An 18,307-nucleotide genomic window follows, 5' to 3' on the forward strand; every position below is an offset into this window, starting at 1 on the left:
ACGTGGCGCGGCCGCCCGCCGGCGGTCGCTTGTGATCGAGACCCTTGACGCCACCGTCGGCGCGGCCCGCGCCGTGCCGACGCCGACAGCGCTCGCCCGAAAGGAGCATCGCCATGTACCTCAAGCCTTTTTCTTCGTTGCAACGCGGCCTCAAGGCCTTGCTGGTCTGCGCCTTGTGCGCCTGTGCCCGGCTGCTCGCCCGCCTGGGTTGCCGTCTCTATGTGCGGGGCCTGTTGAGCGCCGTGGAAATGCGTTTCGTGCTGGATGTGAGCGCCGCCATCAACCGCGCCTCGCTGCGCCTGGCGATCGCCTGAACCCGCACCCGTCCCGGGAGAACCCTCATGTCGGGAACCACCCTTCTGATCAACCTGGCCGGCGCCATCGCCCTGTTGCTGTGGGGCTCGCAGATGATCTGCAACTCGCTGCTGCGCGGCTTCGGCAGCCCGCTGCGCCACTGGCTCGGGCAACACCTGAACAACCGCTGGCTGGCGCTGCTGTGCGGCATCGGCATCACCGGGGTGCTGCAAAGCAGTACCGCCGTGAGCCTGATGGCCAGCTCCTTCACCGCCGCCGGCACCCTGAGCCTGGCCCCGGCGCTGGCGGTGATGCTGGGGGCCAACATCGGCTCGACCCTGGTGGTCCAGCTGCTGAGCCTGGACCTCTCGCTGGCCGCCCCGGTAGCGTTGCTGGCGGGCTTCTTGTGCCTGCGCCTGCGCGATGACTCGCGCTTTGAAAGCATCGGCGCCGCGCTGATCGGCCTGGGCCTGATGCTCCTGGCCCTGGGCACGCTCGGTGCCACCCTGGGCGCGGTGGAGCACACCCCGGTGCTGCGCCTGGTGATGCAAAGCCTGGACGGCGACCTGCTGCTGGCGCTGCTGGTGGCGGTCGTGCTGACCTGGATGTGCCACTCCAGCGTGGCAGTGGTGCTGCTGGTCGCCTCGCTGGCCGGCACCGGGCTGCTGTCGCCGGCCACCAGCATGGCCCTGGTGCTGGGGGTCAATCTCGGCGGCGGCCTGCCCTCGCTGCTGGGCGCCAGCGGCAACGTCGCCCGGCGCCTGCCCCTGGGCAACCTGCTGGTGCGCCTGGCCGGGGTGGCGCTGGTATTGCCGTGGATCGGCGCACTGGCCCAGCTCGAAGGCGTGCGCCAACTGCCCGGGGCGCTGCTGGTGGTCTATCTGCACAGCGTCTTCAGCCTGGTGCTGGGGCTGCTGTTCATCGGCTTCACCGAGCCCATGGGCAAGCTGCTGACCCGCCTGCTGCCGGCCCCACCGCCAGTGACCGACCCGGGCATGCCGCTGTACCTGGACGAGGCCGGGCTGGAAGTGGCCAATATCGGCCTGGCCAATGCCGCCCGCGAGGCCCTGCGCATGGCCGACATGCTCTCGGGCATGCTCGACCGGGTCCTGCAACTGCTGCGCACCTCGCAGGTGGCCAACGCCGAGCAGATCCGCCAGATCGACCAGTCCCTGGACCTGCTCAGCGCGGCGATCCGCGCTTATCTGGCGGACATCGGCAAGGAAGGCATCAGCGACCAGGACGCCGACCGCTCCCAGGAAATCCTGCTGCTGGTGATCAACCTGGAGCACGCCGGCGACATCCTCAGCAGCAGCCTGGCGCAGCTGGCGGTACGACGCCTGCGCCGCAGCGAGCCGTTCTCCGCCTTCGAGCTGGGGTCCCTGGTGCCGCTGCACCAGGAACTGCTGGCCAGCCTCAGCCTCGCGGTCACGGTGTTCCTGCGCGAAGACCTGGCCACCGCTCATCAACTGGTGGCACGCAAGGAGAACGTGCGCCGCCTGGAAGCCGCCGCCGGCCGCGAGCACTTTCGCCAACTGCGCGAAGACCGCAGCGCCTGGGCCGAGTCCGGGGACATTTTCCAGCGCCTGCTGCGCGACTACCGGCGGGTCCACCACCACATCGCCGCCCTGGCCTACCCAGTGCTGGAACGGGCCGGCGAGCGTGACATCGAGCATGGCTATCTCGGCGAGCCACTGGCCGAGAGCCTGCCCGGCCAGTCGCACGACACCCGGGAGGACAGTCGATGCGCGTCCTGATCTGCGCCGGTCGCCACTACACCGACAGCCGCCGCTGCCGCCAAGTGCTGGAGGCCTTCCAGCGCCTGCACCCGGTACGGGTGGTGATCCATGGCGGCAGCCAGTTCCTCGGGGCGCAGATCGAGGACTGGGCCCGGGAGATCGGCGCCGACCTGGTCCGCTACCCGCCCAACTGGCAGTTGCACGGCAAGCACGCCGAGCGCCTGCGCAACCGTTTCATGCTGGCCGACAGCCGCCCCGACATCGTCCTCGCCCTGCCCGGTGGCGACGACACCGAGGAACTGCTGGCCCAAGCCCGGACCCGGGGCATCCAGACCCTGGGCCTGGGTGAGTGATCACCCGCCACTTCATGACGCCAACCCCGGGCGCCGCCCACCAGGCGCCCACAGCCGTGAGATTCGCCATGACCCAGCATCGTCCGCATCGCTCCTCCCGCACCCGCGCCTGGGACCAACCGCTGCCCGTCGCCAAAAGCCGCATGCTCAAGCGCAACCTGCTGTTCCTGGCCATCACCGCCGGCGCCACCGCGACCCTGGCCCTGTGCTCCAAGGCCCAGGCCGCCGGTGGCGCCTACGGGGTGGACAACGGCGGGATCAACGCCCCCGGCGAATGCAATGTCGACTTCTGGTACCAGGCCGATCGCCGCCAAGGCTCGAACCACAATAGCGTGCTGGTGCCGGCCTGCACCTTCAGCCAACTGCCTGGGGTGCAATTGGGCGCCGCGCTGCAACGCCAGCAAAGCGCCGAGCACGGCGAAACCCAGCTCAGCCCCCAGGTCAAGCTGGCCTTGCTGGACCGCGACGACCTGGGCCTGCAGCTGGCGCTCGCCGGCTCCGCCCACTGGGCACTGAACCGCAGCCACAGCTTCGACGGTGGCGACCTCAGCCTGCCGCTGACCTTCAGCCCCAGCGACGCGCTGCACCTGAACCTCAGTGCCGGCTGGAGCCACGCCTATGACGACGGCCAGCAGCACCATCGCTGGACCTGGGGCACGGGGGTGGAATACGAGCTGCTGCCCAGCCTGACCCTGATCGCCGAGCGCTACGGCCAGCGCGGCGGCGAACAAGCCTGGCAAGCCGGCCCGCGCCTGCACATCGGCCACGCCCTGGACCTGGACCTGATCCTGGGCCAGCACCTGACGGACCGGCGCGACCGCTGGCTGACCACCGGTGTCACCCTGCGCTTCTGAGCCGATCCCCCACGGCCGCGGCTACAACCCCTGTAGCCGCTGCTGAGCCCGCGAAGCTGCGCCAGGGTCCGCAGGGCCTTCCAGCAATCGCCAACCCCGTGGCCGCTAGGCGCCCATGCGCAACCTGCGGCAGCGGCTACACGAAGCCCATCACGCCGGTAACGGGTACAGGGCGTCGTCGAACTGTTCCAGGCGCGGGAACACCAGTGGTTGCTCCTCATCGATGCGCTCCAGGCGCTGGCGGTACTGGGCCAGGAACCCTTCGCGCGCGTCCTGGCTGATATAGGGCACGTGCCAGGCCACGAACGGCTCCAGCACCTGGCAACCGACGTAGGCCAGGGTGCCGCGCAAGAGCGGGCGCAACATGTCCTCCAGCGGACCGTGGATCGCCCCCTGGCCGAACATGTGCTCGCGCCCGCCCAGGGTCAGGCTCAGCAGGGCCTTCTTGCCCACCAGGCCGCCCTGGTCGTAGAAACGCTTGCCGCCGTAGCACACCCCGGACACCAGCACCCGGTCGATCCAGCCCTTGAGCATGGCCGGCACCGAGAACCAGTACACCGGGAAATTGAGGATCAGCAGATCGGCCCACAGCAATTTGTCCAGCTCGCCCTGGATGTCGGCGGCGATCCCGCCGTTCTTCACCCCCACCCGCTGCTCCAAGGCATAGACCAGGTACTCGGGGTTATCGCGCCGGGCAAAGTCGGCGGCGCTGGCCACCGGGTTCCAGTCCATGGCGTACAGGTCGCTGACCTGCACCTGGTGCCCCAGGGCCTGCAAGGTGCTGCGAGCCTGGTCGCGCAGCGCGGCGGTGAAGGATTGCGGTTCGGGGTGAGCGTGGACGATCAACACATTCATGGCGGTTCCTCGGGGCCTATTTATAATTGTTACCGTAACAAATACTTTATTTTCCACACAATCGCTTTCACCGCGTCGTTGAACGGCCAGCGCTGGCATACTGGCGCCTTCCCAGGGACGTGCAGACACCCATGAGCCAGTCGACCCGCCTGATCACCGCTTCCTACATCCTGTCCTTCGTGGCCGCCAACGCGCCGCAGAAGCTGCGCACCGAGACCATCGCCAAATGGGTCAAGATCCACCCGGCGCGGGTGCGCAACCTGGTATCGCAGATGGTCAAGGCCGATATCCTCGCCTCTTGCCGTGGCCCCAAGGGCGGCCTGACCCTGGCCCGCCCAGCGGCGCAGATCACCCTGCAGGACGTCTACGACGCGGTGCAGGAAAGCTCGCTGATCGCCGAGAAGATCGACAACCCCTTCTCCGGCATGGAAGAGCACTGCAAGGTGTTCGACGTCTTCACCCGGCTGTTCGGCCTGCTGGAGCGCAACATGCGCCAGGACCTGGCCAACATCACCGCCGACCAGCTGTTCGTGGCCTTCGATCCGCCCCTGGAAACCGACCGCGCATAACCCCACAGGACCTTCCAACGATCCCCAACCCTGCGGCCGCTACGCGCCCGTGCGCGGCCTGCGCCAAGGCCCGCAGGGCCTTCCGACGATCCTGCGCCTAGGCGAGGCAATCGCTGGCGCAGCGGGCGATGCGCCGGCAGGCTTCGCGCAGGGCCTCGGGCTCCAGCACCAGGCCCAGGCGGATATGCCCGGCGGCGCTGGGACCGAAGGCTTCACCGGCCAATACCGACACCCCCTGCTCGTCCAGCAGCCGTTCGCTGAAGGCCTGGGCACTCAGGCCCGTGGCGCGGATGTCGACCATCACGAACATGCCGCCATCGGGCTTCAGCGGCCGGGCACCCGGGCAGTCGGCCAGGCAATCGCAGACCAGGTCGCGCCGCTGGCGGTAGGCCTCGGTCATCGCCGCCAACTGCGGCAGGGGTTGCTCCAGGGCGACGATGGCGGCGTCCTGGATGAACTCCGGCGAGCCATAGAGCATGCACAGTGCCAGGTTCTCCAGGTGCGCGGCCAGGGGCGCCGGGGCCACCACCCAGCCCAGGCGCCAGCCAGTCATGGCATGGGACTTGGACAAACTGTTGAGGGTCGCGGTGCGCTCAGCCATTCCCGGCAGGCTGGCCGGGCTGACGTGCTCGCCCTCGTACAGCAGTTCGCTGTAGACCTCATCGCAGATCAGCCACAGGTCATGCTCGATGCACAACGCCGCCAACGCCTCCCAGGTGGCCCGGGGAATGCTCGCCCCCGTGGGGTTGTGCGGGCTGTTGAGCACCAGTGCCCGGGTCTTGCCGGTGATGCGCGCGGCCACGTCCTCTGGACGCACCTGGAAACGCTCCTCGGCGCGTACCGGCAGCGGCACCACCTGGGCATTGCAGGCGCCGAACACCGCCTCGTAAGTGACGTACATCGGCTCGGCGACGATCACCTCGTCCCCCGGGTCCAGCAGGCATTGGGCGACGCTGTACAGCGCGCACTGGGCACCGGCCAGCACCACCACCTCATCGGCCTGCACCGCCTGCCCGCTGCGCGACTGGTGACGGCGGGCAATGGCCTCGCGCAGTGCACGCTTGCCGCGCACGTCGGCGTAATGGGTATGGCCGTCGCGCAGGCTGTCGATGGCCGCCTGGACGATGGGCTGCGGGGTGTCGAAATCCGGGTCGCCCACCGACAGCAGCCACACCGGCTCGCCCCGCTCGCGCTTGGCCAGGGCCCGGTAATGGATGTCCCAGGCGGCGGCGCCATCGCCGGCGATACGTTGAGTCAGCTTGGAAAAACGCATGGCGAAACTCCTGGCAAAAAAACTAGGTCAGGCCTGGGCGCAGGCGTGCTTGAGCTCGATCAGCGTCACCCCGGGCTGGGCAAACCCACGGCGCAGCGCCTGTTGCAGCTCGTCGAGGCTGGCCGGCTGGCTCACCGGGCAACCGAAGGCCCGGGCCAGGGCGATGAAGTCCGGGTTACGCGGCAAGACCCCGATAGGCTCGATGTCCAGGGCCTGCATGTCATCGCGAATCTGGCCCAGGGCGTCGTTGTTCCACAGCAATACCACCAGCGGGCTGTCCAGTTCCTCCACCGCCGTGGCCAGCTCCTGCACGGTGTAGAGAAAACCACCGTCGCCCACCAGCACCAGGCCCGGGCGACCGGGCGCGCCGAGCTTGGCGCCGATGGCCGCCGGCAGGCCGTAGCCCAGGGTGCCGTAGCCGGTGGGGTGCAACCAGCTGCGCGGCCCCTGGCTGGGGTACAGGTAGTTGCCGCTGTAGGCCAGCTGGGTCATGTCGCTGCTGATGAAGCCGCGCTCGGGCAGCTCGGCCGCCACCCGCTGGAGAATCTGCTGGTGGATGCGCTGCAAGGGCCCCTGCCCCTCGTCCACCGTGCGGCGCAACCGGGCCACCGCCGCCACCGCCCAGCTGGAGTCCGCCGGCGGTTGTTCCAGGTCCTCGAGCAAGGCCTCCAGGGTCTGCCGGGCATCGCCGTGCAAGGCCACGGCGCAGGGGTAGAAGTCGTTGAACTTGCGTGGGTCGAGGTCCAGCCGCACGAGCTGGCCGTTGAGCGGCAGGCGCTCGCGCCAGTAGTCGGTGTCGGCCATCTCGGTGCCCACCGCCAGCACCACATCGGCCTGGCTGATCAACTGCCAACCGGGCTCCACGCACAGGGTCGCACCGGCATTGAGCGGCGCCCGGTCCGGCAGCAGGCCCTTGCCGGCCACGCTGCTGAAGCACACCGCGCCCAGCCGGGTCGCCAGTTCCTGCAAGGCCGCGCCGGCGTGCAAAGCCCCACCGCCGGCGATGATCATCGGCCGCTGGGCCAGGCGCAACAGGTCCGCCGCCTGATGCACATCCGCCGCTGCGGCGGGACCACGGGCCGGGCGCCGCCGCACCTCGCCAGTCCAGTCCCGGGCCACCGGGGCCGCCAGCACATCCAACGGCACCGAGAGATGCACCGGCCGCGGGCGCTCGCTGTCGAACACGGCAAAGGCCCGGGCCACCAACTCGGGCAGGTCCTCGGGGCTCAGGGCCAGGGCTGAAAACGCGGTGATCGGCGCGGTGATGGCGCGCTGGTCCTGGGTTTCGTGCAGCGAGCCCCAGCCCTTGCCGAGGCTGGCGCTGTGGTTGACGCTGGAAATCACCAGCAGCGGGATCGAATCGGCATAGGCCTGGCCAATGGGCGTGGCGACGTTGGTCACCCCCGGGCCGCTGATGACGAAACACACCCCGGGCTTGCCGCTGACCCGGGCATAACCGTCGGCCATGAACCCGGCGCCCTGTTCGTGGCGCGTCAGCACATGGCGGATGCCGCTGCCGGGCAGGCCGCGATACAACTCCAGGGTGTGCACCCCGGGAATGCCGAATACCGTGTCGACGCCGTAGCCGGCCAGCAGGCGCACCAGGGCCTGGCCAGCGGTCAAGGTCTGTTCGTGCATGTCTCTCTCCTCATACCCGGCCAAGGCGAATCAACGCATCGACCGCGACGGTGCCACCGGCACCGACCAACAATGGGTTCACATCCAGTTCCAGCAGGGTCGCCGCGTGTTCGCAGGCGTAGTCGGCCACCGCGCCGATGGCCGCTACCAGCGCGTCCAGGTCGGCCGCCGGGCGTCCGCGAAAGCCTTGCAGCAAGGCCGCGCTGCGCAGTTGCAGCACGGCCTGGCGGATTGCCGCCGGATGAGTCGGCAGCAACAGGCTGCGACTGTCCTTGAGCAGTTCCACCAGCACCCCGCCGGCGCCGATCACCAGGGCCAGGCCGAAATGCTCCTCGCGCTTGATGCCGACGATCAGCTCGGCCAGGGGCGGCGCGGCCATGGGCTCCAGCAGCACCTGGTCGAAGGCCACCCCCGGGGCATGCTCGGCGATCCGCGCGCGCATCTGCCGCAGCGCCGCGCCCAATGCCTCGGGGTCCTTGAGGTTCAGCGCCACCGCGCCGGCTTCGGTCTTGTGCGGCAGCTCGACGCTGACCGCCTTGAGCACCAGCGGATACCCCACCGCCGCCGCAGCGCTCAGCGCCTGCTCGGGGGTGCTCAGCAGGCCCTCGGGAATGCGCAGGCCAAATTCGCGCAGGGCCTGCTTGGATTGCCACTCATCCAGCAGTTGGCCAGTCCCCTCCAGGGCCTCGGGACACAGCGGCACCAGGGCCGCCTCGCCCAGTTCCAGCAAGGCCTGGCGCCGGCCCTGGTAGGCGGCGATCCGGCCCCAGGCCGCCAGGCCGTCCTCGACCCCCTGCAAGGCCGGGATGCCCAGGGCATGCAGGCGTTCCCGGGCCGCCGCCGGCAGCAATTCGGGGAAGGCCGAGGTGACGAAACCGCGCTTGCCATGGCGTTGCAATGCGGCGCAGAACAGCTCCAGCAGCAGGTCGCATTCCTTGCGCTCGCCGGTGAACTCGGCCGGGTAATCCAGCACCAGCATGGCGCTGTCGGCTGCGCTGCCCAGCACGGTATCGAGCATCTGCTGCAAGGCCTGGGCATCGCCCCAGATCGCGGTGGTGAAATCCAGCGGATTGACCAGGTTGGCATACCCCGGCAGCACCTGGGCCAGTGCCTGGCATTGCTCGCTCGCCAGCTTGGGCAACTCCAGGCCGTTGCGCTCGGCGTAGTCGGCGATCAACCCGGCATCGCCCCCGGAACAGGCCAGGGCCATCAACTGCGGGCCCGCGGGCAACTGGCCGCAGGACGCGGCCTTCAAGATCTCGACAAAACTCACCGGGCCGCTGACGCGGATCACCCCCAGGCGCTGGAACAAGGCGTCGTACAGCGCATCGGAGCCGGACAGCGAGCTGGTGTGACTCAGGGCCAACTCGGCGCCGATCGGCGACACCCCGGTCTTCAGGGCGATGATCGGAATGCCCTTTTCCAGGGCCTTGTACGCGGCCCGGGCGAACCCCGGCACGTTCTTCAGGCCTTCCAGGTGCAGGCCGATGGCGGTGACTCGCGGCTCGTCCAGCAGCACGTCCATCAGTTCGGCGATGCCCAGTTGCGCCTGGTTGCCCACCGAGGCCATGTAGGCCACCGGCAGCGAACGGTCGCTCATGGACAGGTTGTAGGCGAAGTTGCCGCTCTGGGTCAGCACCGCCACGCCCCGCTCGACCTGCTGGCCGCCGTGGGCCACCGGCCACAGGGCGGCGCCGTGCAGGTAATCCAGCAGGCCGTAGCAGTTGGGCCCCAGCAGGGCCATGTCGCCGGCGGCCTGCAGCAATCGCTGTTGCAGGGCCTGGCCCTCGGCGCCGGTCTCGGCGAACCCCGAGGCGTAGCAGATCGTCCCGCCCGCGCCCTTGGCCGCCAGCTGGGCGACGCAGTCCAGGGTCAGCTCGCGGTGGGTGGCGACGAACACCGCATCCGGGCCGCAAGGCAGTTGGTCGATGCTGGCCACGCAGGGCACGCCGTCGATCTGCGCGTGCTGCGGGTTGACCAGCCACAGGTCGCCGGCAAAACCGCCCTCGGCGCATCGCTTGAGGGCCCGGGCCATGCTGCGGCCGCCGACGAAGGCCAGGTGCCGGGGCGCCAGCAGGCGCTTGAGGTTGTCACGTAGGGTCTGGGACATGACGCAGATTCTCCAGGCGGTTCAGCGCAGCAACGGCCGCAGCAGTTCACGGGAAATGATGTGCCGCTGGATCTCCGAGGTGCCCTCCCAGATCCGCTCGATCCGCGCGTTGCGCCAGATGCGCTCCACCGGGCCTTCGTCCATCAGGCCCATGCCGCCGTAGATCTGCACCGCCTCGTCGGCCACCTTGCCCAGCACTTCGCTGGCGAACAGCTTGGCCATGCCGGCCTCGCCGTCGGTCATGCTGCCCTGGTCCATCTTCCAGGCGGTGTGCAGGGTCAAGAGCTCGGCGGCGCGGATCTGCGTGGCCATGTCCGCCAGCTTGAACGACACCCCCTGGTAGCTGCCGATGGCCTGGCCGAACTGCTTGCGGTCCGCCGCCCATTGCAGGGAGGCATCCAGCGCCCGCTGCGCCTGGCCCACGCAGTTGGCCGCGACCATCACCCGCCCGGCGGTGAGCCAGGCGTTGGCCACCTCCCAGCCCTTGCCCACCTCCCCCAGCACCTGGTGGACCGGCACCCGGCAGTCGTCGAAGAACATCTCGAAGGTGTGGTAGCCACGGTTGCTCACGCACTTGGGGCCACGGCGAATGGTCAGGCCCGGGGTGTCGCGGTCCACCAGGAACGCGGTCACGGCATTGCGCTGGCGGCCGTTGTGCGCGTAGGTGCCGGTGACGGCGAAGACGATGGCGAAATCCGCATGCCCGGCGTGGCTGATGAAGTGCTTGGCGCCATTGATCACGAAGTCACCACCCTCGCGCACGGCGCGGGTCTTGATCGCATTGGCATCGGAGCCGGCACCGGGTTCGGTGAGGGCGAAGCAGTCGATCTTCTTGCCCTGCACGCAAGGCAGCAGGTAGTCGCCGATCTGCGAGCCGGTGCAGGCCATGAGGATCTTCGACGGTCGGGCGACGAACACATGCAGGGCCCAGGAACACTTGGCCAGCTCGCGCTCGATCAGCGCCTGGGACAGGTAGTCGAGGCCGCCGCCACCGACCTCCTCGGGCATGTTGAAGGCATAGAAACCGGCGGCGATGGCCTTGTTGCGAATCTCTGCGGCCAGTTCGGCCGGGACCTCGTCGGCGCGGTCCACCGCTTCTTCGTGGGGCAGCAACTCCTTGCTGACAAAACTGCGGACTGCATCGACCAACATTTCTTGTTCTTGGCTGAGTTGGAAGTTCATGGCACTACCTGTGGCGGGTTGACGGTGCGAAATAAGTGGATGGGGTCGCGGCTCAACGACCGATAAAGCGTGGCGGGCGTTTTTCCGTGGCCGCGCGCAGGGCCTCGGCGCCGTCGGCACTGCGCCCGCACAGCAGCCCGGCGGCCAGTTCGGCGGCCAGTTGCGCGGGCAGGTCGCGCTCGGCGCTTTCGCGCAGCAGGCGCTTGGTCTGGGCGAAGGCGAAAGTCGGGCCGTTGGCCAGGCGGCCGGCCAGTTCACTGACGGTGGCGTGCAGTTGCTCGTCGGCGCAGACCTCGCCCACCAGCCCGGCGGCCAGGGCACGTTCGGCGCTCCAGAGCTCGTCGAGGAACAGCAGGCGCTTGGCCTGCTCGCTGCCGATCAACCTTGGCAGGTGCCAGCTGGCACCGGCATCCGGCGAATAGGCCATGCCGGTGTAGCCGGCCTTGAACCGCGCCGACTGCCCCGCAACCCGCAGGTCGCAGCACAGCGCCAGGTCCATGCCGGCGCCCACGGCCGTGCCGTTGATGGCGGCGATGGTGGGTTTGTCCAGGCTGTGCAGGCAGCTCATCAGGGCGTGGGCGGTTTCGGTCCAGCCGTAGCTTTCCAGGGCGCCCCGGGCTTCGGCTTCGGCCCATTCGGCCAGGTCGGCGCCGGCGCAAAAACTGCGGCCGCTGCCGCCCAGCACCACCACCCGTACCGCCGGGTCGTCCTGGCAGCGCTCGAGCACGCCGTGCAATTGGCGCAGGCCGGGAATGTCCAGGGCATTGCGCTGGTCCGGGCGGTTGAGGGTGATCCAGGCGATACCCGCCTCGATCTGGCAAAGCAGCGACGATGAAGTGCTCATGGGCGTCCTCGAATGATTGTATTTGGCATGAGGGAGGTCAGTTGCGAACCATGCTAAACGACTGTTCAACAAGACGGCAATTGCTCGACCGGTACACCGGCCAGGGCCGGATTACCTATCCATCCTGTTGTTTTTATTGAATAAAGAGTGATTAGAACGACTCATGGCCGAGCCGCTGTTACAACTTCGAACAAGCCACTACAACCCGATAAAGATGCAGGCCTTGCGCCCGGGCGCAGCCTGCGGCAGCGGCTACAAAACCCTGTAGCCGCTGTCGAGCCAGGGCGAGGCTGCGCCAAGGCCCGCAGGGCCTTCGGCTATCAGGTGGCGGCGGCCAATGGCTGGGCCTGGCGCTTGCGGTTCACCAGGTAGTAGGCGCCGTAGCACAGGGCGATGAAACCGAAGCCCCAGTACAAGGATGGGCGCTGGGTTTCATCCAGGGCCAGGAACACGAACAGCGAACTGCACAGGACAATGCACAGCAGCGGCACCAGGGGGAACCACGGCGCGCGGTACTTGAGCTGCTCCAACTGCCCGCCCTCACGCAGGAACTGGCGGCGGAAGCGGTACTGGGCCAGGGCGATGACGATCCAGGTCACGGTGCCGGCCATGCCGCTCACCGCCATCAGCACCATGAACAGGGTGTCGGCGGCGATGAAGCTGGTCATCAGCGAGATCAGCGCGAAGCCCAGGGTGATCGCCAGGGCCCGCAGCGGTACGCCCTGCTTGCTCAGGGGCGACAACGCCCTGGGCGCCATGCCGCTCTTGGACATGGCCCAGAGGATGCGGGTCGAGGCGTACAGCCCGGAGTTGCCCACCGAGAGGATCGCCGTGAGGATCACGAAGTTCATCAGGTCCGCGGCATAGGGAATGCCCACCATGTCGAATACCTGGACGAACGGGCTTTCCACCAGCCCGGCCTGCTGCCAGGGAATGATCGCCGCCAGCACCATCACCGCCAGCACGTAGAAGATCAGCACCCGGAACACCACATTGCGCACCGCCTGTGGAATGCTCTTTTCCGGCCGGTCGGTCTCCCCCGCCGCCACGCCCATGATCTCGCAGCCCTGGAAGGCATAGACCACGGTCATCATCACCGCGAACACCGCCGGCAGGCCGTTGGGAAACAGCGAATCGCCGGTGAGGTTGTCGAACATCGGCGCCGGGGCGCCGCCGGGCAGGTCGATGACGCCGAAGATCACCAGCACCCCGACCACGATGAAGCTGAGGATCGCCAGCACCTTGACCCCGGCGAACCAGTACTCGGCCTCGCCGAAGGCACGGGTGGCCAGGGCATTGATGCCGAACAGCAAGGCGACGAAGAACGCCGACCAGTACCAGATCGGCACCCCGGGGAACCAGCGCTGCATGAGCATGCCCGCCGCGGTGAACTCCAGGCCCACGGTGGTGGCCCAGCTCATCCAGTAGACCCAGCCGATCATGAAGCCGGTGGCCGGGCCGATGTACTTCGTGGCGTGGGCCTGGAACGAGCCGGACACCGGCATCTGCACCGACAGCTCACCCAGGCAGACCATCACCAGGTACATCAGGAAACCCGCCACCAGGTAGGACAGGATCGCTCCCCAGGGACCGCCCTGGTTGATGGTGACCCCGGAGCCCATGAACAGCCCGGTGCCGATCACCCCTCCCAGGGACAACATGAAGATGTGCCGGCTCTTCAAGGCCCGGGTCAGTTGGATACCTTTGCGTTCAGTCGTGGTCGTCACGGCGCACCTCAGCAGTCGGTGAGGCGCAGGGCGCGCTGGGAGGGGGTACGGCGGGATGGAGCAGCAGCTTGCAGGCGGTTCATTATTATTATCTCCAATAAGCTTCGAAGGCCGCGGCGGGCGCGGCTCGAGCGATTATTGGAAAGCCATGTAAGTTCGCGTTGAAGCAAAAGATCGAAGATGTAAAAAGTCGTAAGGTTTTTGTACGTCAGGCCGCCAGCAGGTGTTCCAGGGCCCTGCGCGCCCGCTGCCAGGCCTGCCGCAGGTGCGGCAGCTGGGCCGTCATTGCCGCGACGCCGGACTGCCCCGCCGCATCCTCCAGCGCCCGCAGCACCCGGGCCAGTTCGCAAAAGCCCAGGGAGTCGGCGCTGCCGGCCAGGCGGTGGGCCAGGTGCTGCACCTGGGGACTGTCGGCCGCCGCCAGGGCGTCATCGAGCAACGGTCGTTGCTGGTCCAGGGTGCTCGCCAGGACCTTGAACAGCCCCTGCAACTTCTGCTCCCCCAGCAGGCTGCGGTGGGTGTCCAGCAGTTCCTGGTCGAGCACGCCGTCGGCGCTCCGGGCTGGCGGCGCCAGTGCCTCGCTGGCCTGCTCCGCGGTGGCCAGGACCTGGCGCAGGCTGTCCATCTGCAAGGGCTTGCCGAGGATGCCCTGCATCCCCGCCTCCAGGTAACTGCGCACCAGGGCCGGCTGGACGCTGGCGGTCAGGGCGAAGATCCGCGCCTGGCGATTGGGTCCCGGGCGCCGGCGCAGCTCGCGGCACAGCTCGATGCCACTGATACCCGGCAGGTGCACGTCCAGCAGCAACAAATCGAAGCCCTGGCGCTGGCACAGCTCCAGCGCCGTCTCGCCGTCCTCCACCAGCCACACCTGGTGGCCATCGCGCTCCAGCAACCCCTGGACCACCTCGCGGTTGAGCGCTACATCCTCCACCACCAGGATCTTCAGCCCCGGCACCGGCACCACGACCGGCGGTGGCGCCGGCAGCCCCAGGCCCACGTCCAGGGCCAGTTCGAACCAGAAACGACTGCCCTGCCCCAGCTCGCTGTCCACGCCGATGCGCCCGTCCAGTTGCTGCACCAGGTGCTTGCAGATCGCCAGGCCCAGGCCGGTGCCGCCATAGCGGCGGCTCACCGCGTCGCTGGCCTGGACGAAGCGCTCGAAGATCTTGTCGCGCATCGAGGCCGCGATACCGATGCCGTTGTCGGCCACCGAGCAGCGCAGCCGTTGCCGCTGTGGTCCGTCCTCCAGCACCTGGACCTCGACCCGCACCCAGCCGCCTTCGGTAAAGCGGATGGCGTTGGCCAGCAGGTTGCTCAGCACCTGGCGCAGGTACTGCTCGGCGCCGTGCTGCCCCGGGGCCAGGCGTGGGTCGACGTGCACCTGCAACTGTGTGCCGTGTTCCCGGGCCCGGGGTTCGAGCAGGGTGCTGACCTCCTGCAGCAACTGGCGCAGGGAAAAATCCCGGGCCTCCGGACGGCTGTGCCCTTCCTCCAGGCGGGCGAAGGACAACACCTCGTCGAGGATCGTCAGCAAACCCTCGCCGGCCTTGTGCAGGGCCTGCAAACGCTGGCGGTCCTGGTGCGCAAGCGGCGCGCCGCGCAACAGTTCGGCCATGCCGAGGATGCCGTTCAGCGGCGTGCGCAGTTCGTGGCTCATGGTGGCCAAAAAGCGCGACTTGGCCAGGTTGGCCGCCTCGGCCTCGTCCTTGGCGTGCATCAGGCTGGCGGTGCGGCGCTGGACCATTTTCTGCAATTCGTCGCGCTTGTCCTGCAGGGCCTGGCGGTCCTGCTCGCGGCGCTGGATGTCATCGAGAAGTGCCCGGCGCATGTCGTCCAGGGCCCCGGCCACGGTGTCGATCTCGTCGCCGCCCGGACCTTGGCGCTTGTCCAGGCGCAGCGGCTGCTGCAAGTCGCCGCCGGCCACGCGGCGGGCGAATTCGGCCATGACCTGCAGGTGCCGGGTGACCAGGCGATAGAACAGCCCGGACAGCGCCACCGCCAGGCCGCAGAGGAACACGCTCATCCACAGCAGGCTGGCCAGCCCGGTGGTGTACAGACGCCGGTATACCGCCCCCAGGTCAGTGCTGACCTGCAGCTCCCCCAGCGCGCGACGCGGCCCGGACGGCGGCTGGTAGCTCAGGGCGAAGCGCTCCACCCGCAGCGGCCCGATCAGTTCGGCACTGCCCTGTTGCAGGTCGAAATCACTGCTGAGCAGGTGCACCCGGGCCACATCGGAAAAGTCCACCAGGCCCTGCAACTGCACTGTCAGCTGTTCCTGGTTGAGGTCCCACAGATTGCGCTCCAGGCTGCCCAGGTAGCCGGCGCGGATCAGCTCCATGCGGCTGTCGATGTCGCGCATTTCGCGGCGGTATTCGAAGTACAGTTGCACGGCGCTGGCCAGCACGGTGAAGCACAGGCTGAACAGCAGGATGAACAGCAACAGGCGCCGCAGCAGGCCGCCGGGCCGTGGGCCGATCATGGCGCCGCACCGGCTTGGGCCTTGAGCATGGCGCGGTAGTCGGCCTGGCTCTGCTCCAGCCAGCGCTGGATCGCGCCGCTGTCGACCTGGCGCTGCAACTGCGCGTCGATCTCGTCCATGCGCGCCGCCAGGGGCGACTGGCGCGACACCGCCAGGCGCAGGTAGTCGACGCTGATCGCCTGGGGCAAGGCGACGATGTCCTCGGCGCCCGGCAGGCGTTCGATGAACAACTGCCCGGTACGCCGCTCGTGGGGGATGAAATCGATGCGCTGGCGGATCAGCTTGCCGAAGTTCTGCACGCTGCTGGACACCCACTCGATGTTGCCGTGCTGCACCACTTCGCGGTCGAAATCCTGGCCGTAGCTCTCGCCGAACAGCAGGCCGCCGCGATAGGCCGTCAAGTCTTGCAGGTGCTGCAAGCGCGGCAGCTGACGGCGGTTGACGAACAGTGCCACTTCCTCGCGCAGCACCGGCACCCGGGAAAACACCAGGTCCTGCTGGCGCTGGCCGGTGCGGTAGGCCAGCACCACGTCCACGCGGCCAGCGGCGGCATCCAGCAGGCAGCGCTTCCAGTTGCCCAGCACCACCACCTGCACCTGGTAACCCAAGCCCCCCAGCACCTGGCGCACCAGGGCCGGGGCCAGGCCACGCATCTGGCTGCCGTCGCTCCAGGAGATTGGCGGGTACACCGGGTGGTCACAATATTTCAGGGTCGGCCGGGGCTCGGCCAGCGTCGCGCCGGCCAGCAGCATCAGCCCCAGGGCCCAGGCACGGCGCAGCACCTCAGGCGGCCACGCTGGCAGTGAACAGATAGCCGGCGCCGTGGATGGTGATGATCAACTCCGGCTCGGCCGGGTCGTCATGCAGCTTGCGCCGCAAGCGCCCCACCAGCACGTCGATGGAGCGGTCGCTGGGCACCCACTCGCGGTTGCGGATCTGGTCCATCAACTGGTCGCGGCTGAGGGTGTGGCCGCTGTTGCGCAGGAACACGCTGAGCAACTGGTATTCGCCGTGGGTCAGCAGGGTCTCGCCGCCCCGGGGGTCGATCAGCCGGCGGCGGTCGGTGTCCAGGGCCCAGTCGGCGAACTGCTTGACCGGGCTGGGATGGCTGGCCGCCGGTTGCGGCTGGCGGGCATGGCGCACGCGGCGGACCAGGTTCTTGGCCCGCGACACCAGCTCGCGGGGGTTGAGGGGCTTGATCACGTAGTCGTCGGCGCCGCATTCCAGGCCGACGATGCGGTCGATGTCGTCGTTGCGCCCGGTGATCAGGATGATCCCCACCTCCGAGCGCACCCGCAGCTCGCGGGTCAGGGTCAGGCCGTCCTTGCCGGGCAGGCGGATGTCGAGCATCAACAGATCGACCGTGTGCTGGCCCAGGAAGCTCTCGGCCTGTTCCGCCGTGGCGGCGCAATGCACGTCATAGCCTTCCTGGGACAGATAGGCCTGGAGCAGTTCGCGAATCAACGGATCGTCGTCGACGATCAATACCCGAGGAGTCATCGCCTGTGTTCCTGATTATTTTTATTAGAGGTGTCGCCGTGTGCGCAGCAGCCTAGCCATTACTGAACAACCGATCAACAGCCCTATGTCGGCTGGCGAAAGCCCCGTCCCTGGCTGGCCAGCAGGCCCTCGACCCAGGCTTCGCAGATCTGCACGCCCTGCTGTGGGCTGAAGGTCCCGGGGTTGAGCCCGGACTCCAGCCACAGGCCATCGAGCAAGGCGCTGAGGCCGATGGCCGCCAGGTCCGCGTCGAAGGCGGCCCAGGCCTGTTCCCCGGCCAGGCTGGCCAGCAGCCCGGCCAGTTCGTTGCGGTACTCGGCGTAGGAATGGTCATGGGCCTGGTTGATCGCCTCGGCGGTCTTCACCGCGCCCCAGAACGCCAGCCAGGCGTCCAGCAGTTGCGGGTCCAGCAGTTCGGCGCAGAACGAGGCCCGGAAGAACGCCGACAAACGCTCCCGGGGCGCCGGCGCGGCCTGGTCCATGGCTTCGCGCAGCAGGTTCATGACCCGCCCGGTGATCGAGCGATAGGCCTCGGCCACCAGCTCGTCCTTGCCGGAATAGTGATGGCTGATCAGCCCCACCGAGACCCCGGCCTCGGCGCTGATCTTGCGGATCGACGCGCCCTGGAAACCGTGGAGCTTGAGGCAGGTCAGGGTCGCCTCGATCAGCTCGGCCTTGCGCAACCCGGGTTCCAGGCGGGAAAAGCGCGCTTGCTGGTTCATGGGGCATGACTCCTTGGCAATGACGGGAAATGACAGTTGAACGACTGTACAACAAGCCTTTGTGAACTGGCCAGAATCGCAGCGGTGCCGGGACGGTGTTGGCCGCTCGATCGCTGAAGGCCCTGCGGGCCTTGGCGCAGCCTCGCTGCGCTCGACAGCGGCTACAGG

General features: G+C 68.3%; 16 protein-coding genes. 5 read left to right on the top strand and 11 right to left on the bottom strand.

All coding sequences use genetic code 11. From position 1 onward, the window contains the following. Positions 1 to 113: 113 nt before the first annotated feature. The 4 genes from H7A76_RS26530 (at position 114) to H7A76_RS26545 (ending at position 3,240) form a co-directional block, all read left to right on the top strand. A complete protein-coding gene (locus H7A76_RS26530) occupies positions 114 to 314 on the top strand; it encodes a hypothetical protein (protein ID WP_185701254.1) in 201 nt (66 codons plus the stop codon). A gap of 27 nt (positions 315 to 341) precedes the next feature. Beyond that, a complete protein-coding gene (locus H7A76_RS26535) occupies positions 342 to 2,051 on the top strand; it encodes a Na/Pi cotransporter family protein (protein ID WP_185701255.1) in 1,710 nt (569 codons plus the stop codon). Then, positions 2,039 to 2,386, top strand: coding sequence for a DUF2493 domain-containing protein (locus tag H7A76_RS26540; protein ID WP_185701256.1), 348 nt, complete (start codon positions 2,039 to 2,041; stop codon positions 2,384 to 2,386). The genes H7A76_RS26535 and H7A76_RS26540 overlap by 13 nt, the downstream gene beginning before the upstream one ends. 68 nt (positions 2,387 to 2,454) lie before the next feature. Then, on the top strand, positions 2,455 to 3,240 hold the full coding sequence (locus tag H7A76_RS26545) for a hypothetical protein (protein ID WP_185701257.1): 786 nt from the start codon (positions 2,455 to 2,457) through the stop codon (positions 3,238 to 3,240). A 150-nt stretch (positions 3,241 to 3,390) separates the two neighbouring features. Here H7A76_RS26545 and H7A76_RS26550 read toward each other — a convergent pair whose 3' ends face one another. After that, on the bottom strand, positions 3,391 to 4,095 hold the full coding sequence (locus tag H7A76_RS26550) for an NAD(P)H-dependent oxidoreductase (protein ID WP_185701258.1): 705 nt from the start codon (positions 4,093 to 4,095) through the stop codon (positions 3,391 to 3,393). A 131-nt stretch (positions 4,096 to 4,226) separates the two neighbouring features. Between H7A76_RS26550 and H7A76_RS26555 the strand changes: the two genes are divergently transcribed. Further along, positions 4,227 to 4,664, top strand: a complete 438-nt coding sequence (locus tag H7A76_RS26555) for an RrF2 family transcriptional regulator (protein WP_185701259.1) — start codon at positions 4,227 to 4,229, stop codon at positions 4,662 to 4,664. A 97-nt stretch (positions 4,665 to 4,761) separates the two neighbouring features. Here the strand turns inward: H7A76_RS26555 and H7A76_RS26560 are convergent, their stop codons facing one another. The 10 genes from H7A76_RS26560 to betI all read right to left on the bottom strand — a co-directional run bounded on the left by H7A76_RS26560 (position 4,762) and on the right by betI (position 18,139). Further along, positions 4,762 to 5,937, bottom strand: coding sequence for a pyridoxal phosphate-dependent aminotransferase (locus tag H7A76_RS26560; RefSeq protein WP_022644058.1), 1,176 nt, complete (start codon positions 5,935 to 5,937; stop codon positions 4,762 to 4,764). Between the two features lie 27 nt (positions 5,938 to 5,964). Continuing rightward, positions 5,965 to 7,575 carry a 5-guanidino-2-oxopentanoate decarboxylase gene (locus tag H7A76_RS26565; protein ID WP_185701260.1) on the bottom strand — a complete coding sequence of 537 codons (1,611 nt, stop codon included), beginning with the start codon at positions 7,573 to 7,575 and terminating at the stop codon, positions 5,965 to 5,967. A gap of 10 nt (positions 7,576 to 7,585) precedes the next feature. Beyond that, positions 7,586 to 9,685, bottom strand: coding sequence for an acetate--CoA ligase family protein (locus H7A76_RS26570; RefSeq protein WP_185701261.1), 2,100 nt, complete (start codon positions 9,683 to 9,685; stop codon positions 7,586 to 7,588). Positions 9,686 to 9,706: 21 nt separating this feature from the next. After that, positions 9,707 to 10,867: an acyl-CoA dehydrogenase family protein gene (locus H7A76_RS26575; RefSeq protein WP_185701262.1), complete on the bottom strand. Its 1,161-nt coding sequence runs from the start codon at positions 10,865 to 10,867 to the stop codon at positions 9,707 to 9,709. 52 nt (positions 10,868 to 10,919) lie between these two features. Then, entirely contained in the window at positions 10,920 to 11,711 is a 792-nt protein-coding gene (locus H7A76_RS26580) for an enoyl-CoA hydratase/isomerase family protein (protein ID WP_185701263.1), read from the bottom strand. 320 nt (positions 11,712 to 12,031) lie between these two features. Then, the gene (locus H7A76_RS26585) at positions 12,032 to 13,372 is read right to left on the bottom strand and encodes an amino acid permease (RefSeq protein WP_185701268.1); all 1,341 of its coding nucleotides are present in this window, start codon (positions 13,370 to 13,372) and stop codon (positions 12,032 to 12,034) included. Positions 13,373 to 13,646: 274 nt separating this feature from the next. Then, the gene (locus H7A76_RS26590; protein WP_185701264.1) at positions 13,647 to 15,917 is read right to left on the bottom strand and encodes an ATP-binding protein; all 2,271 of its coding nucleotides are present in this window, start codon (positions 15,915 to 15,917) and stop codon (positions 13,647 to 13,649) included. Then, positions 15,914 to 16,699 carry a transporter substrate-binding domain-containing protein gene (locus H7A76_RS26595; RefSeq protein ID WP_312026271.1) on the bottom strand — a complete coding sequence of 262 codons (786 nt, stop codon included), beginning with the start codon at positions 16,697 to 16,699 and terminating at the stop codon, positions 15,914 to 15,916. Before H7A76_RS26595 ends, H7A76_RS26590 begins: the two co-directional genes overlap by 4 nt. A gap of 1 nt (position 16,700) precedes the next feature. Beyond that, positions 16,701 to 17,417, bottom strand: coding sequence for a response regulator (locus H7A76_RS26600; RefSeq protein ID WP_185701265.1), 717 nt, complete (start codon positions 17,415 to 17,417; stop codon positions 16,701 to 16,703). 83 nt (positions 17,418 to 17,500) lie between these two features. Next, entirely contained in the window at positions 17,501 to 18,139 is a 639-nt protein-coding gene (betI, locus tag H7A76_RS26605) for a transcriptional regulator BetI (protein ID WP_185701266.1), read from the bottom strand. Positions 18,140 to 18,307: the final 168 nt, after the last annotated feature.

Source organism: Pseudomonas sp. MSSRFD41 (assembly GCF_014230245.1).
Taxonomy (GTDB): domain Bacteria; phylum Pseudomonadota; class Gammaproteobacteria; order Pseudomonadales; family Pseudomonadaceae; genus Aquipseudomonas; species Aquipseudomonas piscis.